The sequence below is a fragment of the Streptomyces albicerus genome, assembly GCF_008905045.1.
In the GTDB taxonomy this organism is placed as follows: domain Bacteria; phylum Actinomycetota; class Actinomycetes; order Streptomycetales; family Streptomycetaceae; genus Streptomyces; species Streptomyces albicerus.
The window spans coordinates 184,742-209,784 of record NZ_VWMY01000006.1; the positions used below are offsets into that span (position 1 = coordinate 184,742).

The 25,043-nt window shown below is 68.2% G+C and carries 15 protein-coding genes; 7 read left to right on the forward strand and 8 right to left on the reverse strand.

Translation table 11 applies throughout. The annotated features are described in order from the left end of the window. Positions 1-365: 365 nt before the first annotated feature. The 8 genes from GAS53_RS07225 to GAS53_RS07260 form a co-directional block, all read right to left on the reverse strand. A complete protein-coding gene (locus GAS53_RS07225) occupies positions 366-689 on the reverse strand; it encodes a hypothetical protein (RefSeq protein WP_225858788.1) in 324 nt (107 codons plus the stop codon). A 14-nt stretch (positions 690-703) separates the two neighbouring features. Then, positions 704-5,326: an RHS repeat-associated core domain-containing protein gene (locus tag GAS53_RS07230; RefSeq protein WP_151476605.1), complete on the reverse strand. Its 4,623-nt coding sequence runs from the start codon at positions 5,324-5,326 to the stop codon at positions 704-706. 156 nt (positions 5,327-5,482) lie between these two features. After that, positions 5,483-6,484 (reverse strand): hypothetical protein, encoded by a 1,002-nt coding sequence (locus GAS53_RS07235; RefSeq protein WP_151476606.1) that lies wholly within the window; start codon positions 6,482-6,484, stop codon positions 5,483-5,485. A 26-nt stretch (positions 6,485-6,510) separates the two neighbouring features. Next, positions 6,511-7,194, reverse strand: coding sequence for a hypothetical protein (locus GAS53_RS07240; protein ID WP_151476638.1), 684 nt, complete (start codon positions 7,192-7,194; stop codon positions 6,511-6,513). 294 nt (positions 7,195-7,488) lie between these two features. Then, entirely contained in the window at positions 7,489-8,718 is a 1,230-nt protein-coding gene (locus tag GAS53_RS07245) for an acyltransferase family protein (RefSeq protein ID WP_151476639.1), read from the reverse strand. Positions 8,719-8,957: 239 nt separating this feature from the next. Next, a complete protein-coding gene (locus GAS53_RS07250) occupies positions 8,958-11,144 on the reverse strand; it encodes a glycosyltransferase (protein ID WP_151476607.1) in 2,187 nt (728 codons plus the stop codon). Continuing rightward, entirely contained in the window at positions 11,144-12,346 is a 1,203-nt protein-coding gene (locus tag GAS53_RS07255) for a hypothetical protein (protein WP_151476608.1), read from the reverse strand. Before GAS53_RS07255 ends, GAS53_RS07250 begins: the two co-directional genes overlap by 1 nt. 296 nt (positions 12,347-12,642) lie before the next feature. Further along, entirely contained in the window at positions 12,643-13,620 is a 978-nt protein-coding gene (locus GAS53_RS07260) for a LysR family transcriptional regulator (RefSeq protein ID WP_151476609.1), read from the reverse strand. 83 nt (positions 13,621-13,703) lie between these two features. Here GAS53_RS07260 and GAS53_RS07265 point away from each other — a divergent pair, with 83 nt between their 5' ends. The 7 genes from GAS53_RS07265 (at position 13,704) to GAS53_RS07295 (ending at position 24,939) form a co-directional block, all read left to right on the forward strand. After that, a complete protein-coding gene (locus GAS53_RS07265; RefSeq protein ID WP_151476610.1) occupies positions 13,704-15,077 on the forward strand; it encodes an MFS transporter in 1,374 nt (457 codons plus the stop codon). Positions 15,078-15,472: 395 nt separating this feature from the next. Further along, positions 15,473-16,768, forward strand: coding sequence for an extracellular solute-binding protein (locus GAS53_RS07270; protein WP_151476611.1), 1,296 nt, complete (start codon positions 15,473-15,475; stop codon positions 16,766-16,768). Beyond that, positions 16,765-17,739, forward strand: coding sequence for a carbohydrate ABC transporter permease (locus GAS53_RS07275; protein WP_151476612.1), 975 nt, complete (start codon positions 16,765-16,767; stop codon positions 17,737-17,739). The genes GAS53_RS07270 and GAS53_RS07275 overlap by 4 nt, the downstream gene beginning before the upstream one ends. 107 nt (positions 17,740-17,846) lie before the next feature. Further along, the gene (locus GAS53_RS07280) at positions 17,847-18,611 is read left to right on the forward strand and encodes a carbohydrate ABC transporter permease (protein WP_151476640.1); all 765 of its coding nucleotides are present in this window, start codon (positions 17,847-17,849) and stop codon (positions 18,609-18,611) included. 11 nt (positions 18,612-18,622) lie between these two features. Continuing rightward, positions 18,623-20,890, forward strand: a complete 2,268-nt coding sequence (yicI, locus tag GAS53_RS07285) for an alpha-xylosidase (protein WP_151476613.1) — start codon at positions 18,623-18,625, stop codon at positions 20,888-20,890. A 2-nt stretch (positions 20,891-20,892) separates the two neighbouring features. Beyond that, positions 20,893-21,897: a LacI family DNA-binding transcriptional regulator gene (locus GAS53_RS07290; RefSeq protein WP_151476614.1), complete on the forward strand. Its 1,005-nt coding sequence runs from the start codon at positions 20,893-20,895 to the stop codon at positions 21,895-21,897. A 108-nt stretch (positions 21,898-22,005) separates the two neighbouring features. Beyond that, positions 22,006-24,939 (forward strand): glycoside hydrolase family 3 protein, encoded by a 2,934-nt coding sequence (locus GAS53_RS07295; protein WP_225858790.1) that lies wholly within the window; start codon positions 22,006-22,008, stop codon positions 24,937-24,939. Positions 24,940-25,043 lie beyond the last annotated feature (104 nt).

Below are 25,043 nucleotides of genomic sequence, written 5' to 3' on the forward strand. Positions count from 1 at the left end.
AGCATAGGGATCTGTCGAGAACTCCAGGTGATCGCTCGGGAAGCCATCAGGGAAGAAGCGAAAACGAAGCGCTCTCGTTAGGAGATTCAACACCACACCCGTAGAGCTCTTGAGTAAGACTACAAAATCGAGCTGGCCAGCCTGAATGACAACTGTCGGCGTCAGGTTCACGTTGTCTGCGCCATTCGCAAAGACCCACAAGAATTCGTCGAAGCATCCGGCGCCGTACGCGGCAATCAGGTCGTCGTGACTACCAGGAATCGTTCGGGTTGTCGTTGTCCGTTCCAGTGATTCAGGGCGAGACGGACCAGGGGACGCTGGAAGCGGGCAGAGTGCCGTGACGCTCAGCAGCTCGTCCGCGTGGTTTACTCCGAATCGTCCTTGAGGGTCCATGCGGGCGAGCCCTTGGGCGGCAGCGGACGGATCGGCAGCTGTGTGAAGTCGATGTCTGCGTCCGCGTCAGCGTCCCCGGTCGGAAGGCGATCTTTTCCGTCGGGGTAGTAGTACGCGCCATAGGCCCAAAATTCCGGGAACTCGTGGCACATGAGATCAGGGTACGGAGAGATCTCCAAGTTGCCGTACCTCTCATTGATCCTCGCCACCGCCTCTGCGCGAGAAATATCAAAACGCTCCATCATTTCGCTCACCATGTCGCGAAAATATTCGAGCATTCCTTCATCGAGCTTCATAAGGAATTCTGCAGTCACGATGTCGGGGGCCCTACTCTTCTATGAATTGAATTAGTGAACAGTTCCGCTGCCCGGTCTCCAAATATGGCGATCTGATGTCCATCGAAGACCGGATCCTTGCCACGCAGGAATCCTGCGGGATTCATCACCATGGGGCCTTCAACCATCTCATAGTTGTGCATGGCGCCTCCCTCACGATGATGCCTGATGAAGGATGCGAGATCATCGCCTGGGCCATTGAATATCCTACTGCTTAGGTTGTCCAGCTCTGCCCGGGGAACCCGGAAGTGGATCACAGCAGGCACACCTCCTCGGCGTGCGGCAAGTTTCTTGGCCCAGTCGAGGGCCTGCCGGGGGTCATTGGTCACGTAGAAACCGCCCCTACCGAAGTCCATGTTGCGCGTGGAAGCATTGATATCAATTCCGTCCCGCATAATATTGTCCGCATGGTGACCCAGGGTCCCGTGATAGAGATCCACCATGCATGGGGCCTTGAGCCCCAGCGGGTCTGTCCACTGCAGCGGGTTCTTCACATACGCGTAATGATTCGGCGCGGGCGTGCGCCCCAACGGGTCGGGACTCAGATAACGTGCCGTGCCTGGCTCGTAGTAGCGGTGATGGTTGTAGTGCAGCCCGGTTTCCGCGTCGAAGTACTGGCCCGGGAAGCGCAGTGGGCAGTCGACGCGACTGCTGCCGCCGACCGGTCCGGCCGGAACGCCCCACAGCGTCGACGACTGCGTCCAGACGACGTCTCCGTCCGCGTCGACCAGTTCCGTCGGCGTCCCGATGAGGTCGGTGACGATCGCGTAGAAGCGCTCGTCGATCTCTTCCTGTGGTGAGCCCGGCCCCACGGGCCCGCTGCCTCGGACCCGCTGGCCGACCGGGGTCGTTCCGCCGCTCCCCCAGTCCCACGACGTGCTGACAACGCCGTCCGTCTGCTCCACTAGCTGGTCACCGTCCCAGAAGAAGGTGACCTGCTCGACAACCATCGTGCCGTCGTCCCCGAGCAGTTGCTTCGCCACGCGCCGACCGAGGGGATCGTAGACGTAGTGCCAGTGGCTGCCGTCCGGAGTGCGGACGTCCGTGAGCTGGTCCTCGGCATTCCATGTGTAGCGCCACTCGCGCCTGCCGCCGGACAGCAACTTCGTGACCCGGCGGACCACCCGGCCCTGACCGTCGTGACGGTAGAAGGTGCGGCCCGCCCGGTCGATCAGCGTGCCTGAATACGTCCGGTCCCCGGGGCCTGCTTCCTCGTCGTCCACTGGCGCCGACGTGCCGAAACCTATGAGATTGCCGAGATCGTCGTACTGATACGTCTCGTCCCAGCCGCCGCCCCGCGCGGCGGTCACCCGCCCGGCCCGGTCCAGCTCGAAGGACCGTTCGCCGTGGCGGAGGTCGGACACTCCGATGAGGCCACCGTCGGCGCTGTGCTGGTAGGTGCGCCGCATCACGTCGCCCGAGCCCGCCGAGCGCAGCTGCTGCGTCGTCCGCAGGCGGTCCGAGTCCCAGTCGTGGGTCAGACGCGCGGCATCGCCGAGCACCCGCTCGATCTCGCGTCCCGCGACGTCGTACTGGAAGGCGATGTCGTGGCGCCCGATCCGCTGTACCAGCGAACGCCGCGCGGGCGCGTACGTCCAGCGAGTGACCGCACCGCTCGGTGTCCTTCGAAGGGTGCGGCGCCCGGTGATGTCGTACTCGGTGCGGACCTCGTGCCCGTTCCACCGCTCACCCAAGACCCGCCCCGCCGCGTCGCGCTTGATGCCGAACTCGACGTCGGTGTTCCGCGCCTGGACGAGCCTGCCCAGCGGGTCGTAGGCATACGTCGTGGTGGCGCCGTCGGCATCCATGGCCACGATGTTGCCGAGTGAGTCGTGACGGAATGCCGTGGCCTGTCCCGCTCCGTTGACGCGCTTCACCAGCTGGCCCGCCGCGTCGTACCGGTAGGTCAGTGTGCGGCCGTTGAAGTCCGTCTCCGAGGTCAACCGGCCCACTGGGTCGTACTCGTAACTCCAGACCTGTCCGGCTCCGTTGGTGACGCTTCGCAGCCGCAGTTCGGTGTCGTACTCGAAGCGCTCCAGGGTCCCGTCCTCGTTCTCGCGCACGGAGCAGAGATCGAAGTGAGTGTTCTGGTACGTGGTGTGGCGGCCGGTCGACGACGAGTACTCGAGGGGATTGCCCTCGGCGTCGTACGACCAGCGCTCGGTGGTCCCGTCCGGCAGCTCACGCCAGGAGATCTGGCCCTCCACCGTCCAGCCGACGCGGGTGACTCCCCCGAGAGGATCGGTGAGTTCGATGATCCGGCCGAAAGCGTCCCGCACGAACCAACTGCTCGCGCCCAACGCGTCCGTTGTGCCGACGACCAGGCCGGCGGCATCGTTGACGACGGTCTGCTGCCGGTTGCCGAGCGCGTCCATGACGCTGGTGAGGCTGCCACGCTCGTCGAACGTGAAGGAGGTCGTGGCACCGAGCGGGTCGACGACGGCAACACGGTTGCCACGCTCGTCGTAGACCGACTCCCATGAACTGCCGTCCGGCTGCGTCACCTTGGTGATCAGGCTGAGTTCGTTGTACTCGGTGGCGACAACACCCCCATCGGGGCGCACGACCTCCGTGACGTTGCCTGCCGCGTCATGGCTGTAGCGCGTGGTACGCCCGAGCGGGTCGGTGAGCGCGGCCAGCCGGCCGCGGTCGTCCCAGGTTCGCGTCGTGGTGTGGCCGAGGGGGTCGGTCTCGCTGACGGGCCGGTACGTGGCATCGAAGCTGTACGCCAGGGAATGCCCGAGAGAGTCGGTCGCGACCGTGGTGCGAGTCTCGTCGTCGTACGCATAGGAGTAGGCGAGGGCTCCGTCCGCACCGCCCGAGCGAACACACCGGTCGACATCGTCGTACGCGTACCGATACCAGTCGCCGTCCCTGCTCTGCCAGCCAGTGATCCGCTGCCGGTCGTCATAGCTGTAGCGCTGAGGCACCATGGACGAGTCGCTGACCCCGGTGAGACGGCCCTGCTCGTCGTACTCGTAAGCCATGAGGCGGGGCCGGTCGGGAGCACTGAGCAAGGTGAGAGCGGTGACTCGGTCCGACTCCGTGGTGATGCCGAGTCGGTAGCCGGAGTGGTGGATCAGCTCTTCCGGGGAGCCGTCGGGGGCGTACCGGATGTCGATGGTGTTGCCGTTGCGGTCTTCGATGCCGACCAGGGGCAACTCCGCAGTCCGTCCGCCTGGTACCCGCTTGAACCGCAGCGTCGTACCGCTGTCCGGCTGCCGCACCCTGATGTCCCCATCGGGGGTGCCGTCCCAGCTCAACGGCCAGCTGGGCCCGACGATCGGCTGCATCGGCTCGTCGGCTTCCGGAACGGCGTAGTACAACACGGTGCCGTCGTCGGCGACGAGCCGGATGCCTTCGCCGTCGACGAGGAGCCGCTGGTCCAAGGTGGATATCCATCCGGCACCGAACCAGTGCCCGGCCTTAACGCCGGTGCGATGGCTTCGTTCGACCACGAGGGGCAGGACGCCGGACAACGAGACGTCCGATATCGACATCACCATCTGGCCCGTGGCCATGTCGATCGGATCGCCGCAGGTGAAGAGGTTCTTCATCTGGCGCCCGAGGCCCTGAATGCGTGGGCCGAGCCCCTTGAGGCCCATGGCCATGCCCTTGAGGCCCATCTTGCCGAGAGATTTCAGGCCCTTGGCGAGGCCACCGAGGGTGGTCAGGCCCTTCATGCCGGGGATGCAGTCCAGCGCCGCGAACGCCACATCCCACAGAGAGGCTTGGCCTTTCGCGTATTTGTTGAGGGTGTCGGCGAGGACGACGAGCGCGGCGATGAGGACGATGGCGCCCAGGATCGGCCCGCCGATGATCATCGCGATGATGCCGAGGACGGCGACGACGACCTTGCAGACCGCGACGATGGTGTCCCAGTTGTCGGAGAACCAGTCGCCGACCTCCTCGTACCACTTGCGGTTCTGGATACCCGCGTCGGAGGCCTCGTCGAGCTTGCGTTTCGCTTCCCCGGCGGCCTCCTCGCGCATCTTCCGCGCGTCCTCGGCCATCTTCTTCGCCGCGTCCAGGGCGTTCTGCGCGGAGGTGACATCCGCCTGGGCCGAGGTCTGCGCCGACTCGGCGTTGGTCGCGTCCCGGGTGGCGGCGCGGACCTTGGCCTCGTCCGGCTTCTCGACGTCCTTGCCGCCGGTCGGGTCGTCCTTGTACTTGTCGGCTTCCTTGTTGGCCCGGGTCACCCACGAATCGGCCGTGGACAGGCGGGACTTGGCGGAGGACAGATCGGCCTGCGCTTCGCGGCCCTTCGCGAGAGCCTTGTCGGCGAGCGACTGGGCCCGCTCCAGCTTCGGCCAGTACGCCGCCAGCGCATCTCCGGCCAGGTCGTAGGACTTCTTCAGCTTCTTCAAGTTCTTCGGGACCCCGGAGAACTCGTCCTGGAACACCTTGGCGGTCTTGCCCACCCACGTCAGGACGGCCTCTTCCTCCGCCATCCCCTTGACCAGACGAAGGGCATCGGAGACGTCGTCAGCGAAGTCGTGCAGGCTCTTGGCCAGCGACCGCACCCGGTCCGGATCTCCCGGTGTCGGATCCTTGTCCAGATCCAGCACATGCCAGTCCGTCGGCCGATAACCCGCCACGCCGCAACCCCCGTCACGCCAACCCCACCAGAAACGTACGCACAAGCGAAGCTACCGCACCACCCAGGCGGCCGTGCGATGTAGGCGAGGCAGCCCGAGATCCGCCTCACGTTGTGAAACGGAGCCCGGGCTCTGCGAGTTGTCCCTGCGTTCCTGTCAGCGGTTGACGGCCTGGATCTCCTGGACGATCACGTCCTGGTCGGCCCCGAACTCGCCGTCCGGCAGTGGCTGTTCACCATTGACGCCGGTGCCGGTCCAATGGATCTTCCAGGTGACCGTCGCCTGGAGCTTGTACGTGTCGTCGCCCGAGGAGCGCAGGTACTTCACACCACACGGCGGGGTCTCGTCGGACTTGCCCTTCGCGTAGGCCTCGCCGATCTGGTCGCCGTTCAGTTCGCACACGCCGGAGGCGGGATAGGTCGTCGCGTCGGCCGTGCCCGGCTCGATCTTCAGGGAGATCGGTTCGGCCGTGGTGGTCGCCTCGACGCCCAGCAGCGGGACGGATGCCGTCACGGAGACCGGCTTGAACTGTGCCGCGTCCAGCCACGCCCACGTCGGGAGGTTCACCTTCGTGGTGCCCTCCGGGGCGAGTTCGACCTTGGTCGAGGGCACGCGGATTTCGGCGTAGGCGAGTTGGGCCAGCATTTCGGGGGTGATCGCCTCAGGGATCTCAGGGGGAGGAGGGTCGCCCGTGTCCACCCAGAAGTAGTCTCTGTCACAGTCGAGCGCGCCAGGGTCACCTTCCCTTCCCTCGGTGACGTACGACGCCCAGAAGTAGCCCTCGCCGGTCTTCTCCTTGTTGAAGTCCTTGTACGGGTCGCCGCCTTCGAACTTCTTACGCTGCTTCGCGTCCCACTCGTATCCCGTCGAGCCCGCCTCCCAGACCGGCTCCAGGACCTTCTGCAACTGGGCCGGGGTGTACTTGGGGGCGTAATAGCAGGCGGGTGGGGTCCAGTTGGCGGCGGACGAAGTCACCGGGCCCGCGGATTCACCGGAGCCGTTCTTCGAACGGTCGAAGACCACGGCGCCGGCGGTCGCGGACACCGCATCGTCCTTCTGGCCCCCATCCACCTGGGTCTCGGAGCCTGTGCCGTTGCCTCCCGGAACGAAGTCGGCCCAAGCAGTCGGGCCGACGGCCAGCACCGTGATGCCAGCCATGACGACGGCACGAACCGAGATCCTTACTACGGCTGACACTGTGCCGCCCCCCTCGTGGAAAGGATCTGGGACGTCTGCCAGACCCCGTCGGCGTTCTTGTCCAACTTGGTGTTGTACAGGACGTAGCTGTTCTTGGTGACCGGAGTCTTGGCGATCTTGTTGGTCTTCTTGTCCCTGCTGAAGCCCTTACTCTCGTCTGCGCAGAACGTGACTACTGCGGACGTCTTCCCCTGGAGCGTCACGTTGCGGTCGTAGTACCTCGCCTCGCCTGTGAGCGTGGCACCAGCATCCTTGAACTGCCCGACCCAGGTCAGTGCAGCTTCGCGAGCTTTGCCTGTGTTGTAGAAGGCAAGCGCTTCGCCCTTTGGATCTGTCCCTGTGATCGCAGCGTCCACAGCACGCATGCGCTCCGCACTGTCTGCAAGCACCGCGTCTTTGACCGCGTCCCCGGTGTCCGTGTCCTCAAAGGTCAGCGTCAGGTCAGACGGCAGTTCAATCTTTGGGCGGCCAGCAGCCGACGAGGCCGAGGCGCTCGGCGATGCCGCCGTCTCTCCTCCTGTGTCGGCGCCGGCGATCTTGTCCTTGTCCTTCGAACTGTCGTCGCTACCGCAGGCGGACAGCGACAGGGCCGCGGCGGCGGTCAGCGCGATCGCTGCGAGCAGGGTGGGGCGGCGGTTCACGGACGGCTCCCGGTGGGGCGAGGGGGTCATGAGCGCAGCCACGCTACCGAGGGGGCGGGGGCGACACCAGAGCGAACTACGCCAAGGCCCTTACGGAATGGGGCCAAAGCCTGCATATCGGCACACGGAATCATCGAAAGAAGGACAACAAGTGGCGGGCCAAGTCCCCGACTTGGCCCGCGCAAACGGCATAACGGCGTACCTGCGCAAGGGCGCGACAGCGCCCAATGGCACAACAGCGCAACGAAATGACGCAGCCATCGTGGGCGGCCGCCCAACGGCCACCCAACGGCCGGCCGTTGGCGGCCCGTGGAGCCCGTGTGCCTACCTCGCCCTTGCCCGTCCCCGGGAGCTGGGTCGGAGAGCCCGGGGCTTCTTCGTTCCGCTGGGCCACAGTTGCGGCCGGCGCTTGGCCGCCAAGTCCTCTGCCCAGCCGAAGCACAGGATGCAGCCGCCGATGAGGACCCAGGCGACGGCGAAGACCGGCCATGGGCTCTCCAGGAGCCAGGGGACGTTCTGGTCCAGCACGTCGACGCTCCAGAGGCGGTCCCACTGGGTCACGGCGATGAGGATGCAGATGTTGTGCCAGAGGTAGATCGTCACGGCACGGGAGTTGAGGAGGGTGATCGGTTTGTCCCAGCGGCGCAGCCGGCCCGGCCATTCGGACCAGGTCGGGCTGAAGTGCAGCAGGAGCAGCACGGTGCCGCAGGACCAGAGGGCCTGGGCCAGCGGGATGCTGTCCAGGTCGTGGCCCTCGGAGAAGTTGTGGTTCGTGGCGTACCAGAGGCCGACCAGCGCGATGACGGGGGCTATGGAAGGCACGATGTAGCGCGGCAGGCGCTGCAGGATGCCCTCCTGGTGGGCCATGCCGAGGATCCAGCACGCGCCGAAGGTGCTGAAGTCCGTGACGGCTGACGGGAAACGCTCGCCGGGGAGGCTCAGGTACCCCAGCTCGAACGCCGCCGACAGAGCGATCGGCGCCGCGATCGTCACCAGCGGAATCGCGCGCAGGGCGCGGAGCAGGACCGGCGACAGCAGCACGTACCAGAGATACGCGCGGACGTACCAGAGCGGGCCCGCGAGCTCCGCGGCCCAGTCGCCGCCGATGAAGCCGTGGATTCCGGGCAGCCCCTCCGCGTACGGCGGATCGCTGAAGGGGACGATCCAGAACGTGAGGTGGAGCAGCCACCAGACCGGGTGCCCGTCCTCGTCCGGTCCCCAGCCCTGCAGGACCATGCCGGTGACACCGACCGCGCCGAGGAGCCACAGCGGAGGCACCAGGCGGCGGATGCGGCTGCGGATGACCTGGGCGGCCGGGCGTTTCAGCGAGCGCGCCATGAGGTTGCCCGCCAGCGCGAACATCACGCCCATGGAAGGGAACACCAGCGGCAGCCAGGCCCAGCCTGTGAGGTGGTAGAGGACTACGCGGAAGAGGGCGAGCGCTCGGAGGAAGTCGAAGTAACGGTCCCGGGCGGGGGCGCGCTTGGCGGCCGCCGGTTCCGGTGTCTCCCCCGGCTCCTCCGCCGTCACCTCCGCGACGGGCGGGGCCGCCATCGCCGTCACCATCGCCGTCGCCGACGCCGGCGGTCCGTCCGTGAAGCCCGGAGCCTCGGCATGGTCGGAGAGCTTCTCGTCGCGGGACCCATGTGACCCGTACGGCCCGTATGGCTCGTACGGCTGCTCGTACGGCTCGTATGCGTCATACGAGTCGTGCGTCGAGCCGTCCTGCCCGGACCCTCCCCCGGCCCCTGCCCCCGTACCTGTCCACGGAGTCCCGGAGGGTGGAGGTGTGCTCATCCCACGGGCCTCCGGTCCATCGACTGCTGCTGCGGGGCGGCGGGTCCCGCGGCTCCGGGGAGCCCCACCGCGCCCGTACGACGGAGTTTCTGCCAGCGCAGTCGGCCGCCGGTCAGGGCGGTGATCCAGGACTGGAGGAGTACGACGTACATGAGTTGGCGGTACAGGATCTGCTGGAGCGGGAGGGAGAGGAGGTGGGTCATGCGTTCCTTGTCGAGGCGGAAGGCGTAGGCCGCGCATATCGCCTGGACCACCAGGACGCCGAACCAGGCGAGGATCGTCTCCTCGGTCGGGCCGAACACCAGGCCGTAGAGGAGGAACACGTCGATCAGGGGGGCCAGGAGCGGGGCCACGACCATGAAGAGGGAGACCAGGGGCATGCCTACGCGGCCGAAGCGGCCCGACGGGCCCCGTTCGATGATCGCCCTGCGGTGCTTCCAGATCGCCTGCATGGTGCCGTACGACCAGCGGTAGCGCTGGGACCACAGCTGCTGGACGGACTCCGGGGCCTCGGTCCACGCGCGGGCGTTCTCCGCGTACACGACCCGCCAGCCGTCGCGGTGCATCGCGATGGTGATGTCGGTGTCCTCGGCGAGCGTGTCGTCGCTCATGCCGCCGACGCGCTTGAGAGCGGAGCGCCGGAAGGCGCCGACCGCTCCCGGGATGGTCGGCATGCAGTTCAGCATGTCGTACATACGGCGGTCGAGGTTGAAGCCCATCACGTACTCGATGTGCTGCCAGGCGCCGATCAGCGAGTCGCGGTTGCCGACCTTCGCGTTGCCCGCGACCGCACCGACGCTGGGGTCGCCGAAGGGCTGGACCAGCTCGCGGACGGTGGCCGGTTCGAAGACGGTGTCGCCGTCCATCATCACGATGAGGTCGTAACGGGCGTTCGCCACGCCCCTGTTGAGGGCGGCGGGCTTGCCCGCGTTGAGCTGGCGTACGACGCGTACGTTCGGCAGGCGCAGGTTCTCGACGATGCGCGCGGTGCCGTCGCTCGACCCGTCGTCGATGACGATCACCTCGATGGGGTGATCGCTCGCCACCAGGGAGCGGACCGTCTGCTCGATGCACTTCGCCTCGTTGTAGGCGGGCACGAGGACCGACACCGGTTCGGTGATCGGTCGCCCCCAACTGAAGCCCCGGCGGCGGACCTTGCGGGCGTGCATGACGGAGAGCAGCAGCATCAGCCCGAAGCGGGCGAGGACGAGCACACCGATCACGGCGAGGCCGACGACGAGGACGCTGGTCGTCTTCTCGGAGGCCTGGACCGCGAGGACCCACGCCTTGCCCTTCCACAGGTCGACGCCGGTGACCTTGGTGTGCGCGCTGGGCGCCTTCAGAGCGGCGGTGAGGGTGTCGAAGCTGTAGCCGTCGTCCTTGAGCCCGCCCACGAACCGGTCGAGCGCGGCCACGGTCTGCGAGCGGTCGCCGCCGGAGTCGTGCATGAGCACGATGGCGCCCTTGCCGCCCTTGGGCATGGCGTTGCTGATGATCTTGTCGACGCCCGGCTTGCGCCAGTCCTCGCTGTCGGTGTCATTGACGATCGTGATGTAGCCGCGGCTGCCGATGTACTCGGTCACCGGCCACGACTTGTTGTCCATGGCGCCGGCCTGCGACGAGTACGGCGGCCGGAACAGCGAAGTCCGGATGCCGGCCGAGCCCGCCAGCGCGAGCTGGTTCTGAGACAGTTCCCAGTCGATGCGCTTCTTGGACTGGAGCGAGAGGTCCGGGTGGTTGAAGGTGTGCAGGCCGACTTCGTGGCCCTCGTCGACCATGCGCTTGACGAGGTCCGGGTGGCGCGAGGTCATGGTGCCGGTGACGAAGAAGACGGCGTGCGCGTCGTGCCTCTTGAGGACGTCGAGCACCTTCGGCGTCCACTTGGGGTCCGGGCCGTCGTCGAACGTCAGGACCACCTTGCGGGCCGGCATGTCGACACTGTCCTCGCGGCCCTGCCGGGTGTCGATCACCGGGCCGCCCTCCAGGATCTCCTCGGGGACCCGGTCGGACGCCGCCGGCGAATTGACACGGTGGTCGCCGAGGATCTCGCTGTGCACGAAGCCCCGCAGCATCAGCATCGCCATCAGGGCGACGAGGACGAGCGAGGGCAGCAGGTAACGCATGGGCAGGCGTCGGCGCCGGGCGGCGCCCCGCTCTGCGCCGCGGCGGATGCGGGGTGCCATCAGAGAACGTTCTCCGGGGACGACTGGGTGTACAGGGAGTACAGGGAGTACCGGACGGATTCCAGGGACTGGGATGCCGACGGCATGGCGGGATCGTCCGAATCGGCCGGATCCTGCGACACGGGTATCGGGTCGGGCGTGAGCAGGTCGCCGGCGACCGTGTCGAGGCCGCCCGCGGGCGGGGGATCCGAGGGGCCGGGACTGACGCTGCCGCTCGGATTCGGGTCGGGGTCGGGGTCGGACGGCACCGGGTTCGAGGGCCCGGTGACCGTCGGCTTCGGATCCGTGCCCGGCTTGGTGTTGCTGACCGAGGGCTTCGGGTCGGGGCTCGTGGCCGGGTCCGAGGCGCTGGCCGACGGGTTCGGTGCCTTACTGACCCCCGGCGAACGGGTCGTCGTGCCGCCGGCCGACGGAATCACGCCCTGCGAGGGGTTCGCCGAGCCGGACGGCTTCGCGGACTCGGCGTCCAGCGGCGGGGAGTCGACCCGGTCGGCCGGCTTGTCGTCCTGCTGCCGGCCCAGTTCCGGGAGCCAGGGCGCGCTCGAGTTGCCCGACAGGAGCGTGGCGAGGATGACCACCGCGTACACCGCGCAGGCCATGCCGACGGCCATACCGATCCTGCGGTACCGGCGACTGCGGCGGCCCGACTCGTCGACGAAGACCGGGCCGTCCGGGGCCTCCTGGGCGCCCGGGGCACCCTTGGCCTGCTGGACGAGCCAGTCCTCCATGTGCCGTCCCACACCGTCGAGCTGGACCGTGACCTCGTGCGGGTCATGGGTGTGCTCGGGGTGCTCGGACTCCTGCCAGGAGGCGTCGCCGTCGTCGGAGTCGGAGTCGGCGCCTGCGCCATCCCAGGCGGACGGGCGGCCGGACTCCGGCCAGGTCACGCCCGGCTCGTCGTCCCTGCGCCCAGGGCGCCCCTCGCGCGCGTCCCGCTCAGGGTCTTTCCGTTCACGGTCATTCCGCTCGTCGATTTGCTGCTCCTCGACTCGCTGTTTGTCCTGCTCGTCCCGCTCGTCGACTCGGTGTTCGTCCTGCTCGTCGACTCGCTGACCGTCGTCCCGCTGCCGCGCCACCGACGTGGCCGCGGCACGGCGGAACCACTCGTCGGTGCCGTCGGAGTCACGGGATCTACTCGAGTCACTCGAGTCACTCGAGTCCCTGCGATCGGAGTCACTACGGAACGATTGGTCAGTCTCCATACGGACCGGCTCACCGGCCTGTTCACGGAACGACTGATCGTCCTTACGACGGACCGACGGATCGGCTCCACCCTCACCCGGATCATCGGAATCGCTCCGACCCGGCTGGGCGTTTTCCCGCCAACTTTCCACGCGCACGCTCATCCCCCCACGGGACTGGTTCAGGGGTGCGCGCACGACCCGGGCACTCGCACTCGTCGTCCGGATCGGACCCCCATCCGATCCGAGCGCCCCCATTATCACACTGCACCCGGACCATGAATGTAGCGCACGTAAGCATCAGTGAGAGTTGTGTGTCAGGCGCGACTCATCATGATGAGCGCATCTGTGGCCGGAATCCACCCCTCAGAAGGGCACTCCAGCCACCCTTCTTCGGCTGCGAGTCGCGTCGCCGCGGTGCGCAACGCCTCGAGACCGCGATGCATCAGCCCCTTCCGCCACACCAGCGACAGGGGTGACAGCGGGACGGGGTCGACGAGGGGTCTGAGTATCGATTTGGGCATGGCCGGAAAATCCACCGCGGCGAGGACGGGGGTCCGCGTCTTGGCCATGATCCTCTGGAACTCCTCGGCGCCGACGGCTAGCGGCGCGGGCGCCGCGACCTCGATGCCGCGCCCTTCGAAGAGCTGACGGGCGAGATCGGTCCACTCCAGCGTCCGGGGATTGCCGGCACCCGCGTACACCTGCTCGCCCGCCAGCGCGTCCAGCGGTACGGCCTCCAGCGCGGCCAGGCGATGGTCCTCGGGCAGGATGACAGCCATCGGCTCGTACCGGACGGGCTGCTGCTCCAGGCGGGCCCGGACCGCCGGGTCCAGGCCCGCGAAGCGTCCGAAGGACGCGTCCAGGCGGCCGGCGAGCAGCTCGGCCGCGGCACCGGTGAGGCCGCTCTCGAAGCGGGCCATCAGCTCGCAGTCGGGAGCGAGTTCACGGGCCAGGGCCAGCACACGCTCGGCGGCCAGGCCGGGGCCGGGGCTGTTCACATCCACCAGCAGAGGACGCTCGGCGTCGGTCCGCCCGAAGGCGGCGAGCAGCTCGTCCTGCGCCTCCAGCGCCCGGCGCGCGTACGGCAGCAGCCGCTCGCCGTCGGGGGTGAGCGTCACCTGGCGGGTGGTGCGTACGAAGAGGTCGGCGCCCAACTCCCGCTCCAGGCGCCGGATGTCACGGCTGAGGGCCTGCTGGGCGACGTACAGCCGGGCGGCCGCGCGCGTGAAGTGCAGGTCCTCGGCGACGGCGAGGAAGGCGCGCAGCAGGCGTGGGTCGAGGTGGGCGGGCATCCGGCGAATTTACAACGTGAGTGCGTCAATCGGTAGGCAGAAGGTGTTGGACCCCTGGTGGCGGGCCGGGCGAACGTTGATCCATGCCGCAACAGCCGCAGCACTCCCCCCGTACGACCATCCTGACCGTGACCGCCGACAGCCTGGTTGCGGCCGACTTCGGACCACGAGGTCCACAAGGTCCACGAGAACGGCGAGAGCCGCGAGGACCAGGAGAGCCAAGAGAACCAAGAGAACCAGGACGTTCACGAGCGCCCCGCCGCTCCTCCCGCAACCCCTACCGCCGCCTCTTCACCATCCCCGGCACCCGAGCCTTCACGATCGGGAATCTGATCGCCCGCCTGCCCATGGGCATGTTCAGCGTGAGTGCCGTGATCATGATCGCGGGGGCGCGGGGCTCGTACGCGCTCGCCGGTGCCGTCACGGCGACCGGGCTGGCGGCCACGGCGGTCGTCGCGCCCTGGACGGCGCGCCTGGTCGACCGCCACGGGCAGGCGCGGATCGCCGTACCCGCGACGGCCGTCGCGGCGCTCGGCTCACTCGCGCTGCTGCTCTGTGTCCGGTACGAGGCGCCCGACTGGACCCTGTTCGCCGCGTACGCCGCCACGGCCACCACGCCCAACACCGGAGGCATGTCCCGGGCACGCTGGGCCCATCTCCTCAAGGGCGACCCGGCACGGCTGCACACCGCGAACTCCTTCGAACAGGCCGCGGACGAGCTGTGTTTCATGCTCGGACCGGTACTCGCCGCGTTCCTGTGCGGGGCGTTCTTCCCGGAGGCGGGCACCCTCGTCGGGGTCGTCCTGCTGCTGGCCGGTGTGCTGCTCTTCGCCGCCCAGCGGTCGACGGAACCGCCCGCCCAGGGCCGTACGGGCGCCCGGACCCCGTCCCCGGTCCGCGCACCCGGCATACCCCCACTTCTGATCGGGTTCCTCGCCACCGGAGCGGTGTTCGGCTCGATGGAGGTGGTGACGATCGCGTTCGCGGACGCGCAGGGGCACCGGACGGCGGCGGGAGTCGTGCTCGCCCTCCAGGCGGCCGGGTCATGCGCGGCGGGGCTCCTCTACGGAGCGCTGAAGCCGGCGGGCCCGGCCGAGCGGCGATACCCGTGGAGCCTCGCCGCGATGGCCCTGCTCATGTCGCTGCCCCTGCTGGCCGCCTCGCTCACGGGTTCCCTCGTGGTGCTCGCCGGCGCCCTGCTGATCGCCGGGATGGCGACGGCCCCGGCGATGGTCACCGCCATGACCCTGGTCCAACACCGCACCCCCGAGGGCCGGTTGAACGAAGGGATGACCCTGGCGGTGACGGGGCTCCTGGGCGGCATCGCCTGCGGATCCGCGCTCGGCGGGTGGGTCGTGGAGCACGGGTCGGCCGCCGCCGGATACGTCGTCCCGGTCACCGCGGCCGCGACGGCTCTGCTGATCGCCCTCGCAACGGTGCGACCAGCGGCTCGGTGAACCGCGCCGCCGCCCGGGCATCCGAGGTCACCAACCAGGCGATGCCCCTGCTGGAGCGGACTGGAGCGGACGAACTCGTGCTGCCTCGTACTGCGGGGCGATGGCGTCGCAGACGATATCGAGCAGCCGGTCGTACGGCATCCGCCGACCCGCCCGGGCGGCCGCCCGTCGAAGCGTTTCGCGGTCGGCCCGTCGAAGCGTCTCGCACCCGATTCATCGAAGCGTATTCTGTCCGACCGGTCGGATCTTCGATCCAATTCGTGCGCACCCCATTGACGCGTCCACAGCCCCCACATACCTTCCCCCGTCGAAGCGCTTCGACATCGCGCATCGAATCGATTCGATGAACGCTGCGTGATGTCCCGATACCCATCCGACTCCCCTGGAGGAACTGGATGTTGACGGCACGAAGGCGTGTGATGGCTGCGGCCGCGGCGGTGGTGAGTACCACCCTGCTGCTGGCCTCATGCGGTGACTCGGACAGTGGGTCTTCCGACGGGAAGACGCTGAAACTGTGGCATTACGAAGCGCCCAACAGCGCGATGGGCCTGGCCTGGAACGAGGCCATCAAGGAGTTCGAGAAGACGCATCCGGGCGTGAAGGTGAAGTTCGAGGAGAAGGGCTTCGAACAGATCCAGAAGACCGCCCCGATGGTCCTCAACTCGGGCGACGCGCCCGACCTCATGGAGTACAACAAGGGCAACGCGACGGCCGGGCACCTCTCCCAGCAGGGGCTTCTCACCGACCTGAGCTCCGAGGCCACCAAGCGCGGCTGGGACAAGAAGCTCAGCGCCGGGGTGCGGACCACCAGCCAGTACGACGCAAAGGGCGTGATGGGTTCCGGGAAGTGGTACGGGATCCCCAACTACGCCGAGTACACGATGGTGTTCTACAACAAGGATCTCTTCAAGAAGCACGGGATCAAGGAACCCACCACGTTCGACGAACTGACCGCCGCGATGGACAAGTTCGTCGACGAGGGCGTCACCCCGCTCGCCAACTCGGGCGCCGAGTATCTGGCCCACCAGTACCTCTACCAGCTGGCGCTGTCGAAGGCCGACCGGGCCTGGGTGGACTCGTACGAGCTCTACAAGGGCAAGACCGACTTCCACGACGCCGCCTGGACGTACGGCGCCGAGACCTTCGCGGACTGGGTGAAGAAGGGCTACATCAGCAAGGATTCGACCAGCGCCAAGGCGGAGGACGCCGGGGTCTCCTTCATCCAGGGCAAGAGCCCGATCCTGTTCTCCGGCAGTTGGTGGTACGGCCGCTTCGTCGATGAGAACAAGTTCGACTGGGGCACCTTCCTCTGGCCGGACTCGAAGATGACCCTCGGCTCCGGCGGCAACCTGTGGGTCGTTCCCAAGGGGGCCAAGAACAAGGATCTGGCGTACGACTTCATCGAGATCACCATGTCGGAGAAGATCCAGAACCTGCTCGGCAACAAGGGCGGAATCCCGGTGGCCGCCGACCCCGCCGCCATCACGGACCCGCGGGCCAAGAAGCTCATCGGCGACTTCAACACCCTCTCCGATAGGGACGGTCTGGCCTTCTACCCCGACTGGCCGGTCACCGGCTTCTACGACGTCCTCGTCTCCGAGACACAGAAGCTGATGACGGGAAGCGCCAAACCCGACGCCTACCTGGACGCGGTGCAGGCGGCGTACGACAAGGGCGTACAGGACCAATGACGGTCACTGTCGAACGGGGCGGCCGGGGCGGCCGCGTGGTCGCAAAGCAGCACCACGCGAAGAACCCGCGCCGCCCCCGCGACTCGTACGCGCTGTTCCTGCTCCCCGGATTCCTCGCCTTCTTCGCGATCATCGTCGTGCCGTTCCTGATGAACACGGGCGTGAGCTTCACCGACTGGCAGGGCGTCGGCAGCCCGGAGTGGTCCGGGCTCGCCAACTACCGCGAGCTGATGGACGATTCGGAGTTCTGGGCGTCCTTCCGGCACAGCCTCTTCATGGTCGTGGCGATGGCGGCCGTACCGACCGTCGTCGGACTCGTCCTCGCCGCCGCCCTCTTCGACTTCGTCGGCAAGAACTTCGGCAGTAGGACGGCCGCCGTGCTGCGGGCCTGCTTCTACCTCCCGCAGGTGCTGCCCATCGCGGTCGCGGGCATCGTGTGGAGCTGGATCCTCGCGCCGGAGAACGGCTCGCTGAACGAGCTCCTGAAGGCCGTCGGGCTCGGCAGCCTCCAGCAGGACTGGCTCGGCGACCCGGACATCGCGCTCTACAGCGTCATGGGCGTGATGGTCTGGGTGCAGATCGGCTTCCCGCTGGTCGTCTTCATGGCGGGGCTGCAACGCGTCGACCCGCAGCTGTACGAGGCCGCCGAGCTGGACGGCGCGGGCTGGTGGCGGCGCTTCTGGCACGTCACGCTGCCGCAGATCAGGCCGGAGATCTACGTCGTACTCCTCTGGTGCACGATCGCCGCGCTCAAGGTGTTCGGCGCGGTGTACGTGCTCACGAAGGGCGGTCCTGGCGGGGCCACGAACGTGCCCTCCTACTTCTCCTTCACCACCTTCTTCGAGAAGACGCAGGTCGGCTACGGCGCGGCGATCTCCACCGTGCTGACCGTGATCATCCTCGTCCTCGCCCTCGTGGGGCTGAAGCTCCAGACCCGCGCGGAGGACGCAGAGGAAGGGCTCCGAGTATGACCGCCGTACGAGACGTGACAGCCGTACGCACCGAGGCGCGCCGGCCCGCCCGCGCCGTCATCAGCCGCTACCCCGTCCTCGTCGCCCTGTTCATCGGCGCCCTCTTCATGGTGCTGCCCTTCCTGATCGTCGCGGTCAACGCGGTGAAGTCGCCCGCCGAATACTCGTCGAACGGGCCGCTGAGCCTGCCCGAAGGGCTCTACCTCGACGGCCTGAAGGACTTCTGGGAGCGCGTCGACTACGGGCAGAAGCTGATCAACTCGATCCTGATCAGCGGGTCGGTCGCCATCGGCGCCGTCGCCCTGTCGGTCCTCAACGCGTACGCGATCGGCATCGGCCGGATCAAGGGACGCACCTGGGTGCTCGCCTTCTTCGTGCTCGCGAACATGCTGCCGCAGGAGGCGCTGGTCTACCCGATCTACTACCTGAGCAAGGAAGCCGGCCTGTACGACACCCGGTTGAGCGTGATCATCGTCTTCACCGTGATCCAGGCCGCCTTCGGTACGTATCTGCTGTCCTCCGTCCTCGGTCAGTTCCCGCGCGAGATCATCGAGGCCGCCCGGATCGACGGGGCGAACAAGTGGCAAGTGCTGTGGCGGATCGTCGTCCCGGTCAGCAGACCGACCATCGGCGTACTGCTTGTCTTCTTCTTCATCTGGACCTGGAACGAGTTCCTGCTCCCCCTGGTCATGCTGATCTCCAACGACAACCAGACCGTGTCGGTGGCTCTCGGCGTCCTCCAGGGCCAGCGCCTGATGGACGCCACGATGACGAACGCGGCCGCGCTCCTCGGCGTCCTGCCCGCCATCGTCTTCTTCCTCGTCTTCCAGCGGACGCTCACCCGCGGCATCGCCGTGGGCGCGGTCAAGTAAGGGGTGTGCTTGTGAAGTTCACCGACGGCTACTGGCTGCTGCGCGAGGGTGTGACCGCCGCGCACCCGGTCGAGGTCCTCGATGTGACCGCCGAACAGGGCGCGTTGGAGATCCACGCGCCGACCCAGCCCATCCGCCACCGCGGCGACCTGCTGAAGGGACCGGTCGTGACGATCAGCGCCCACGCGCCGATGCCCGACGTCATCGGCGTCACATTCACGCACTTCGTGGGCGAGGAGCCGCGCGGGCCCCAGTTCGAGCTGGGCAAGGAGGAGTTCGCCGCCCACGCCGAGTACGACGAGGAGTCCGCGACCCTCACCGCGGGCGCCCTGTCCGTCAAGGTGAGCCGCACAGGACCCTGGCACGTCGACTTCCTCGCGGACGGCCGCACCCTCACCACCAGCGGCCCCAAGGGCATGGGCATCATGCGGGAGGCCGGCGGCGGCCACTATCTGCGCGAGCAGCTGAACCTCGGCGTGGGCACACAGGTCTTCGGGCTCGGCGAGCGCTTCGGGCCGCTGGTCAAGAACGGCCAGGTCGTCGACATGTGGAACGCCGACGGGGGCACGGCCACGGAGCAGGCGTACAAGAACGTGCCGTTCTATCTGACGGACGCGGGCTACGGCGTGTTCGTCGACCATCCGGGCCGGGTGTCGTTCGAGGTCGGCTCGGAGGCGGTGTCCCGGGTCCAGTTCAGCGCCGAGACACAGCAGTTGACGTACTACGTCATCTACGGCCCGACCCCGAAGGACATCCTGCGCAAGTACACGGCGCTCACCGGCCGTCCGGCGCTGCCGCCCGCCTGGTCGTTCGGGCTGTGGCTGTCGACGTCCTTCACCACCTCCTACGACGAGACGACCGTCAGCTCCTTCATCGACGGGATGAAGGAGCGTGAACTCCCGCTCTCCGTCTTCCACTTCGACTGTTTCTGGATGCGGGAGTTCAACTGGTGCGACTTCGAGTGGGATCCGCGGGTCTTCCCGGACCCGGAGGGGATGCTGGCCCGGCTCAAGGAGCGCGGGCTGCACATCAGCGTATGGATCAACCCGTACATCGCGCAGCGCTCGCCGCTGTTCGCGGAGGGCAAGGCCCTCGGGCATCTGCTGAAGAAGCCCGACGGCAGCGTCTGGCAGTGGGATCTGTGGCAGCCGGGCATGGCGCTCGTCGACTTCACCAGCCCGGCCGCCCGCGACTGGTACGCGTCGAAGCTGGAGGCGCTGCTCGCGCAGGGCGTCGACTGCTTCAAGACCGACTTCGGGGAGCGGGTCCCGGTCGACGTCGCATACGCGGACGGCGGCGACCCCGAGCGGATGCACAACTACTACTCGTACCTCTACAACCGGACCGTCTTCGAGGTGCTGCGCAAGCACCGCGGGGAGGCCGAGGCCGTCGTCTTCGCGCGCTCGGCGACCGCCGGCAGCCAGAAGTTCCCCGTGCACTGGGGCGGCGACTGCGAGGCGACATACGAGTCGATGGCCGAGTCCCTGCGCGGCGGGCTGTCGCTGGGCCTGTCCGGGTTCGGCTACTGGAGCCATGACATCGGCGGCTTCGAGGGCACACCGACACCGGCCCTCTTCAAACGGTGGATCGCCTTCGGACTGCTGTCCTCGCACAGCCGACTGCACGGCAGCTCGTCCTACCGCGTGCCCTGGCTCTTCGACGAGGAGGCCGTGGACGTCCTGCGCCTGTTCACCCGGCTGAAGCTGCGCCTCATGCCGTATCTGTACGAGGCCGCCCGCACCGCGCACTCCGAGGGCGTCCCGATGATGCGTGCGATGGTCCTGGAGTTCCCGGACGATCCCGGGTGCGCGCATCTGGAGCGGCAGTACATGCTCGGCCCCGATCTGCTGGTCGCGCCGGTGTTCTCCGACGACGGCGACGTGTCGTACTACGTGCCCGAGGGCACCTGGACGCACTTCCTCAGCGGGCAGCCGGTCACCGGGCCGCGCTGGGTGCGCGAGAAGCACGGCTTCTCGAGCGTGCCGCTCCTGGTCAGGCCGGGCGCGGTGATCCCGGTGGGATCCGTCGACGACCGGCCGGACTATCCGTACGCGGACGGGGTCACCCTGCACGCGTACGGCCTTGAGCGCGGCGCGCAGGTCACGGTGCCCGTGGACGGCGTGACCTTCACCGTCGTACGCGAAGGGGACACGCTGCGCGCCTCGTCGAGCGATCCGTCGGCGCCCTGGGGGCTGGCGGCCGGCGAGCGGACGGTGCGGGCGAAGGCCGGGACCGGCTTCCTCTCCCTGGAGCTGGCTGCCGAGCAGGAGCGGGGCTGATCATGGTGAAGATCACCGACGTGGCACGGCACGCGGGGGTGTCCCCCAGCACCGTCTCGTACGCGCTGAGCGGCAAGCGCCCGATCTCCGAGGAGACCCGGCAGCGCATCGAGGACAGCATCCGCGAGCTGGGCTACCGGCCGCACGCGGGCGCCCGGGCCCTCGCCAGCAGCCGCTCGAACGTGCTCGCGCTGGTGGTGCCGTTGCGGGCGGGCATCCATGTGCCGGTGGTGATGCAGTTCGCGGTGTCCGTGGTGACGGCCGCGCGCCGGCACGACCACGACGTGCTGCTCCTCACGCAGGAGGAGGGCGAGGACGGTCTGCGGCGGGTCGCGGACACGGCCCTGGTGGACGCGCTGATCGTGATGGACGTCCAACTCCACGACCGGCGGCTGCCGTTGCTGCGCGGGCTGGACCGGCCGTCGGTGCTCATCGGGTTCCCGGCCTCCCCGGATGGTCTGACCTGCATCGACCTGGACTTCAAGGCGGCGGGCGAACTGTGCGTCGAGCATCTGGCCGGGCTCGGACACCGGGTGATCGGGCTCGTGGGCTCACCGCCCGAGGTGTACGTACGGGAGACGGGGTTCGCCCAGCGCGTGGTCCAGGGCTTCACGGCCGCGGCCGACCGGAACGGGCTGTCCTCCTCGGTGCACCCGTGCGAGGCGGCGCCCGCGGCGGCCCGGCAGATCGCCGAGCAACTCCTGCGGGAGCGGCCCGCGTTGACGGGTGTCGTGGTGCACAACGAACCGATCCTGGAGCCGCTGATCGACGCGTTCGAAGCGCTCGGGTTACGGGTCCCGGGGGATCTGTCCGTCACGGCGATCTGCCCGGACGAGATGGCCGAGCGGGCCCGCGTCCCCGTCACCTCGATCGCCATACCGGCCGACGAGGTGGGCGCCGGGGCGGTGGAACTGCTGATGAAGAAGCTGGGCGGCGGGACCGTACCGGAGGCGACGCTGCTGTCCCCGCGGCTGGCCGTGCGGGCGAGCACGATGCCGCGTCCCTGACGCCCCGAGAAGACCACCCCCCACGGAAGAGAACTGTCCAAGCCCCAAGTGCGAGGCCCTAGTTGAAGGAGCCATGCCATGCAAGGCAAGAGAAGACAGAGAGCCGCCGTGAGGCTGAGACGGGGCGTCCCCGCCCTGGCCCTGGGCCTGACCCTGGTCGCGGGACTCGGCGTCACGGCCACGGGAACGGCCGCGGCGGACGACTCCGCGGCCGGCCCCGCATACGCCTTCCGCAACCCGACGCTCTCCGTCGACCGCCGTGTCGACGACCTGCTCGACCGTCTCACCCTCGACGAGAAGATCTCGCTGCTCCACCAGTGGCAGCCCGCGATTCCCCGCCTCGGCATCCAGTCGTTCAAGACCGGCACCGAGGCCCTGCACGGCGTCGCCTGGCTCGGTGAGACCACCGTGTTCCCGCAGGCCGTGGGGCTCGCGTCGACCTGGGATCCGGCCCTGATGCGGCAGGTCGGCTCGGCGGTCGGCGACGAGGCGCGCGGCTTCCAGCAGGAGCGCCCGACCGGCTGGGGCCTCAACCTGTGGGCACCCGTGGTCAACCCGCTGCGCGACCCGCGCTGGGGCCGCAACGAGGAGGGCTACTCCGAGGACCCGCACCTCACGAGCGCGATGGCGACCGCGTACGGCACCGGCCTGACCGGCGGCGACCCCGACCATCTCAAGACAGCCCCCACGCTCAAGCACTTCCTCGGCAACAACAACGAGGTCGACCGCACCACGACCTCCTCCGACCTGCGCCCACGCGTGCTGAAGGAGTACGAGGAGCAGGCGTTCAAGCCGGCGATCGAGGCGAACGCCGCGACCGGCGTGATGTCCTCGTACAACCTGGTCAACGGCCGCCCGGCGACGGTCAATCCGGCCCTCGACGACGATGTGCGCACCTGGTCCTCGTACGACCTGCTGAACGTCACCGACGCCTACGCGCCCAACAACCTGATCGGCACCGGCAGTCAGAAGTACTACGACACGCTGGCCGAGGGGAACGCGGCCGCGCTGAAGGCGGGCATCGACAGCTTCACGACGGACGACTCGAACTCCGCCCCGACGACCACGGCCGTCAAGTCGGCAGTCACGGCAGGCCAGTTGAAGGAGTCGGATGTCGACAGGGCCGTCGGACACATCCTGAGCGTCCGCGTGCGGCTCGGCGAGTTCGACCCGGGCGGCGGGAAGTACGGGTCCATCGACAAGTCGGTCGTGAACAGCCCGGCGCACCAGAAGCTCGCCCGGCAGGCAGCGGCCGACGCGGCGGTGCTGCTGAAGAACTCGGGCGGCACCCTGCCCCTGAAGAGCTCGGCGAAGAACGTGGCCGTCGTGGGCCCGCTCGCCGACACCCTCTACACCGACTGGTACTCGGGCACGCTCCCCTACGCGGTCACCCCGAAGGAGGGCATCGCCGCGAAGCTCGGCACCTCCGTGACCAGCAGCGAGGGCGTGGACCGGATCGCGCTGAAGAACGCCGAGACCGGGGCGTACGTGACGGCGGGCTCGGACGCCGACGGCGAGGCGCTGAAGGAGAGCGCGTCCGGTGGGGCCGAGACCCAGGCTCAGTTCGACGTGTTCGACTGGGGCGCCGGCATCGTGACGCTGAGGTCGGCGGCGAACGGCAAGTACGTCGGCTACAACTGGTCGAACTTCGTCAACGACCAGGTCCAGCCGAACGGTTGGTTCGTCCAGCAGCAGTTCGCGCTGGAGGAGCAGACCGACGGCACGTACCTGCTCCGCTACGCCGGCTACGAGACCAGGGAGCCCTGGTGGTCGAACCCGGTCTACCTCGGTCCGACCGGCGACGACGGCACACTCGGACTCGTGACCAAGGAGGAGGCCGCGCACTACACCAAGGACGTCGTCCGCAGCGGCGCCGAGGAGGCCGTGGCGGCGGTGAAGGGCAAGGACACGGCGGTCGTGGTGGTCGGGTCCATGCCCGCGATCAACGGCCGTGAGAACGACGACCGCGAGGACATGAGCCTCGCGCCGTCCCAGGAAGCCCTGGTCAAGGCGGTCCGCGCGGCCAACCCGAAGACGGTCGTGGTCGTGGAGAACAGCTACCCGACCACCCTCGGCGCCCTCCAGAAGGAGGTCCCGGCCCTCCTCTGGACCACCCACGCGGGCCAGGAGACCGGCAACGCCCTCGCCGACGTCCTCTTCGGCGACGTGAACCCGGCCGGACGGCTCACCCAGACCTGGTACGAGTCGGAGGCCGACCTCCCCTCCATCCTCGAGTACGACAACATCAAGCACGACCGCACCTATCAGTACTTCAAGGGCGACCCGCTCTACGAGTTCGGCTACGGGCTCTCGTACTCCTCCTTCCGCTACGGGGAGTTGCGGCGGGTCGACGGCGGATACGAGGTCCCGGTGACGAACACCGGCCGCCGCGCCGGTGACGAGGTCGTGCAGCTCTACACCCACCAGCGCGTCTCCCGCGACAAGCAGCCGCTGAAGCAGCTGGAGGCCTTCCAGCGGGTTTCGCTGAAGCCGGGCCAGACGAAGACGGTGAAGCTGAAGCTGCGGGAGAAGGACCTCGCGCACTGGGACGTGACCCGCTCCAAGTGGGTGGTGGAGAGCGGCACGTACGACGTGCTCGTGGGCGCGTCCTCCGAGGACATCCGCTCCCGTACGTCGCTGAAGGTGCGGGGCGAGACGATTCCGGCGCGGGATCTGTCCCGGGTCACGCGGGCCGAGAACTTCGACGACTACGAGGGTGTGCGGCTGGTCGACGAGTCGAAGGCGCGGGGCACGGCGGTGGGGGCTTCGGGGGACGGGGCCTGGGTGAAGTTCGCCGACTCCCAACTCGGCTCCGGCACTTCGAAGTTCAGCGCCCGGGTGGCCGGGGCGGCCGGGAAGGTCGAGATCCGGCTCGGGTCACCGACCGGAACGCTCGTCGGTACGGCCACGGCATCCGGCACCGGGTCGCCTTACACGTACGAGACGGTGGACGCCTCGCTCTCCAGCGCCGCCAAGGACCGCCAGGACGTGTACCTCGTCCTGGGCGACGGCATGCGATTGTCGGCCTTCTCCCTGCGCTGACCCGCACGGCGGCAGAACAGCGGAACGGCACAACGGCCCAGGGCGCCGAAAGGGCGCCCTGGGCCGCACCTCATCTCGGCACTCGCTCAGCGCCGCCGTCCTTG

What these genes read in the sequence shown, in the direction of transcription:
- GAS53_RS07255 (WP_151476608.1), bottom strand. Translation starts at nt 12,346, where the DNA reads ATGGAGACTGACCAATCGTTCCGTAGTGACTCCGATCGCAGGGACTCG.
- GAS53_RS07290 (WP_151476614.1), top strand. Translation starts at nt 20,893, where the DNA reads ATGGTGAAGATCACCGACGTGGCACGGCACGCGGGGGTGTCCCCCAGC.
- GAS53_RS07270 (WP_151476611.1), top strand. Translation starts at nt 15,473, where the DNA reads ATGTTGACGGCACGAAGGCGTGTGATGGCTGCGGCCGCGGCGGTGGTG.
- GAS53_RS07235 (WP_151476606.1), bottom strand. Translation starts at nt 6,484, where the DNA reads ATGGCTGGCATCACGGTGCTGGCCGTCGGCCCGACTGCTTGGGCCGAC.
- GAS53_RS07260 (WP_151476609.1), bottom strand. Translation starts at nt 13,620, where the DNA reads ATGCCCGCCCACCTCGACCCACGCCTGCTGCGCGCCTTCCTCGCCGTC.
- GAS53_RS07265 (WP_151476610.1), top strand. Translation starts at nt 13,704, where the DNA reads ATGCCGCAACAGCCGCAGCACTCCCCCCGTACGACCATCCTGACCGTG.
- GAS53_RS07225 (WP_225858788.1), bottom strand. Translation starts at nt 689, where the DNA reads ATGAAGCTCGATGAAGGAATGCTCGAATATTTTCGCGACATGGTGAGC.
- GAS53_RS07250 (WP_151476607.1), bottom strand. Translation starts at nt 11,144, where the DNA reads ATGGCACCCCGCATCCGCCGCGGCGCAGAGCGGGGCGCCGCCCGGCGC.
- GAS53_RS07275 (WP_151476612.1), top strand. Translation starts at nt 16,765, where the DNA reads ATGACGGTCACTGTCGAACGGGGCGGCCGGGGCGGCCGCGTGGTCGCA.
- GAS53_RS07240 (WP_151476638.1), bottom strand. Translation starts at nt 7,194, where the DNA reads ATGACCCCCTCGCCCCACCGGGAGCCGTCCGTGAACCGCCGCCCCACC.
- GAS53_RS07280 (WP_151476640.1), top strand. Translation starts at nt 17,847, where the DNA reads ATGGTGCTGCCCTTCCTGATCGTCGCGGTCAACGCGGTGAAGTCGCCC.
- GAS53_RS07245 (WP_151476639.1), bottom strand. Translation starts at nt 8,718, where the DNA reads ATGGCGGCCCCGCCCGTCGCGGAGGTGACGGCGGAGGAGCCGGGGGAG.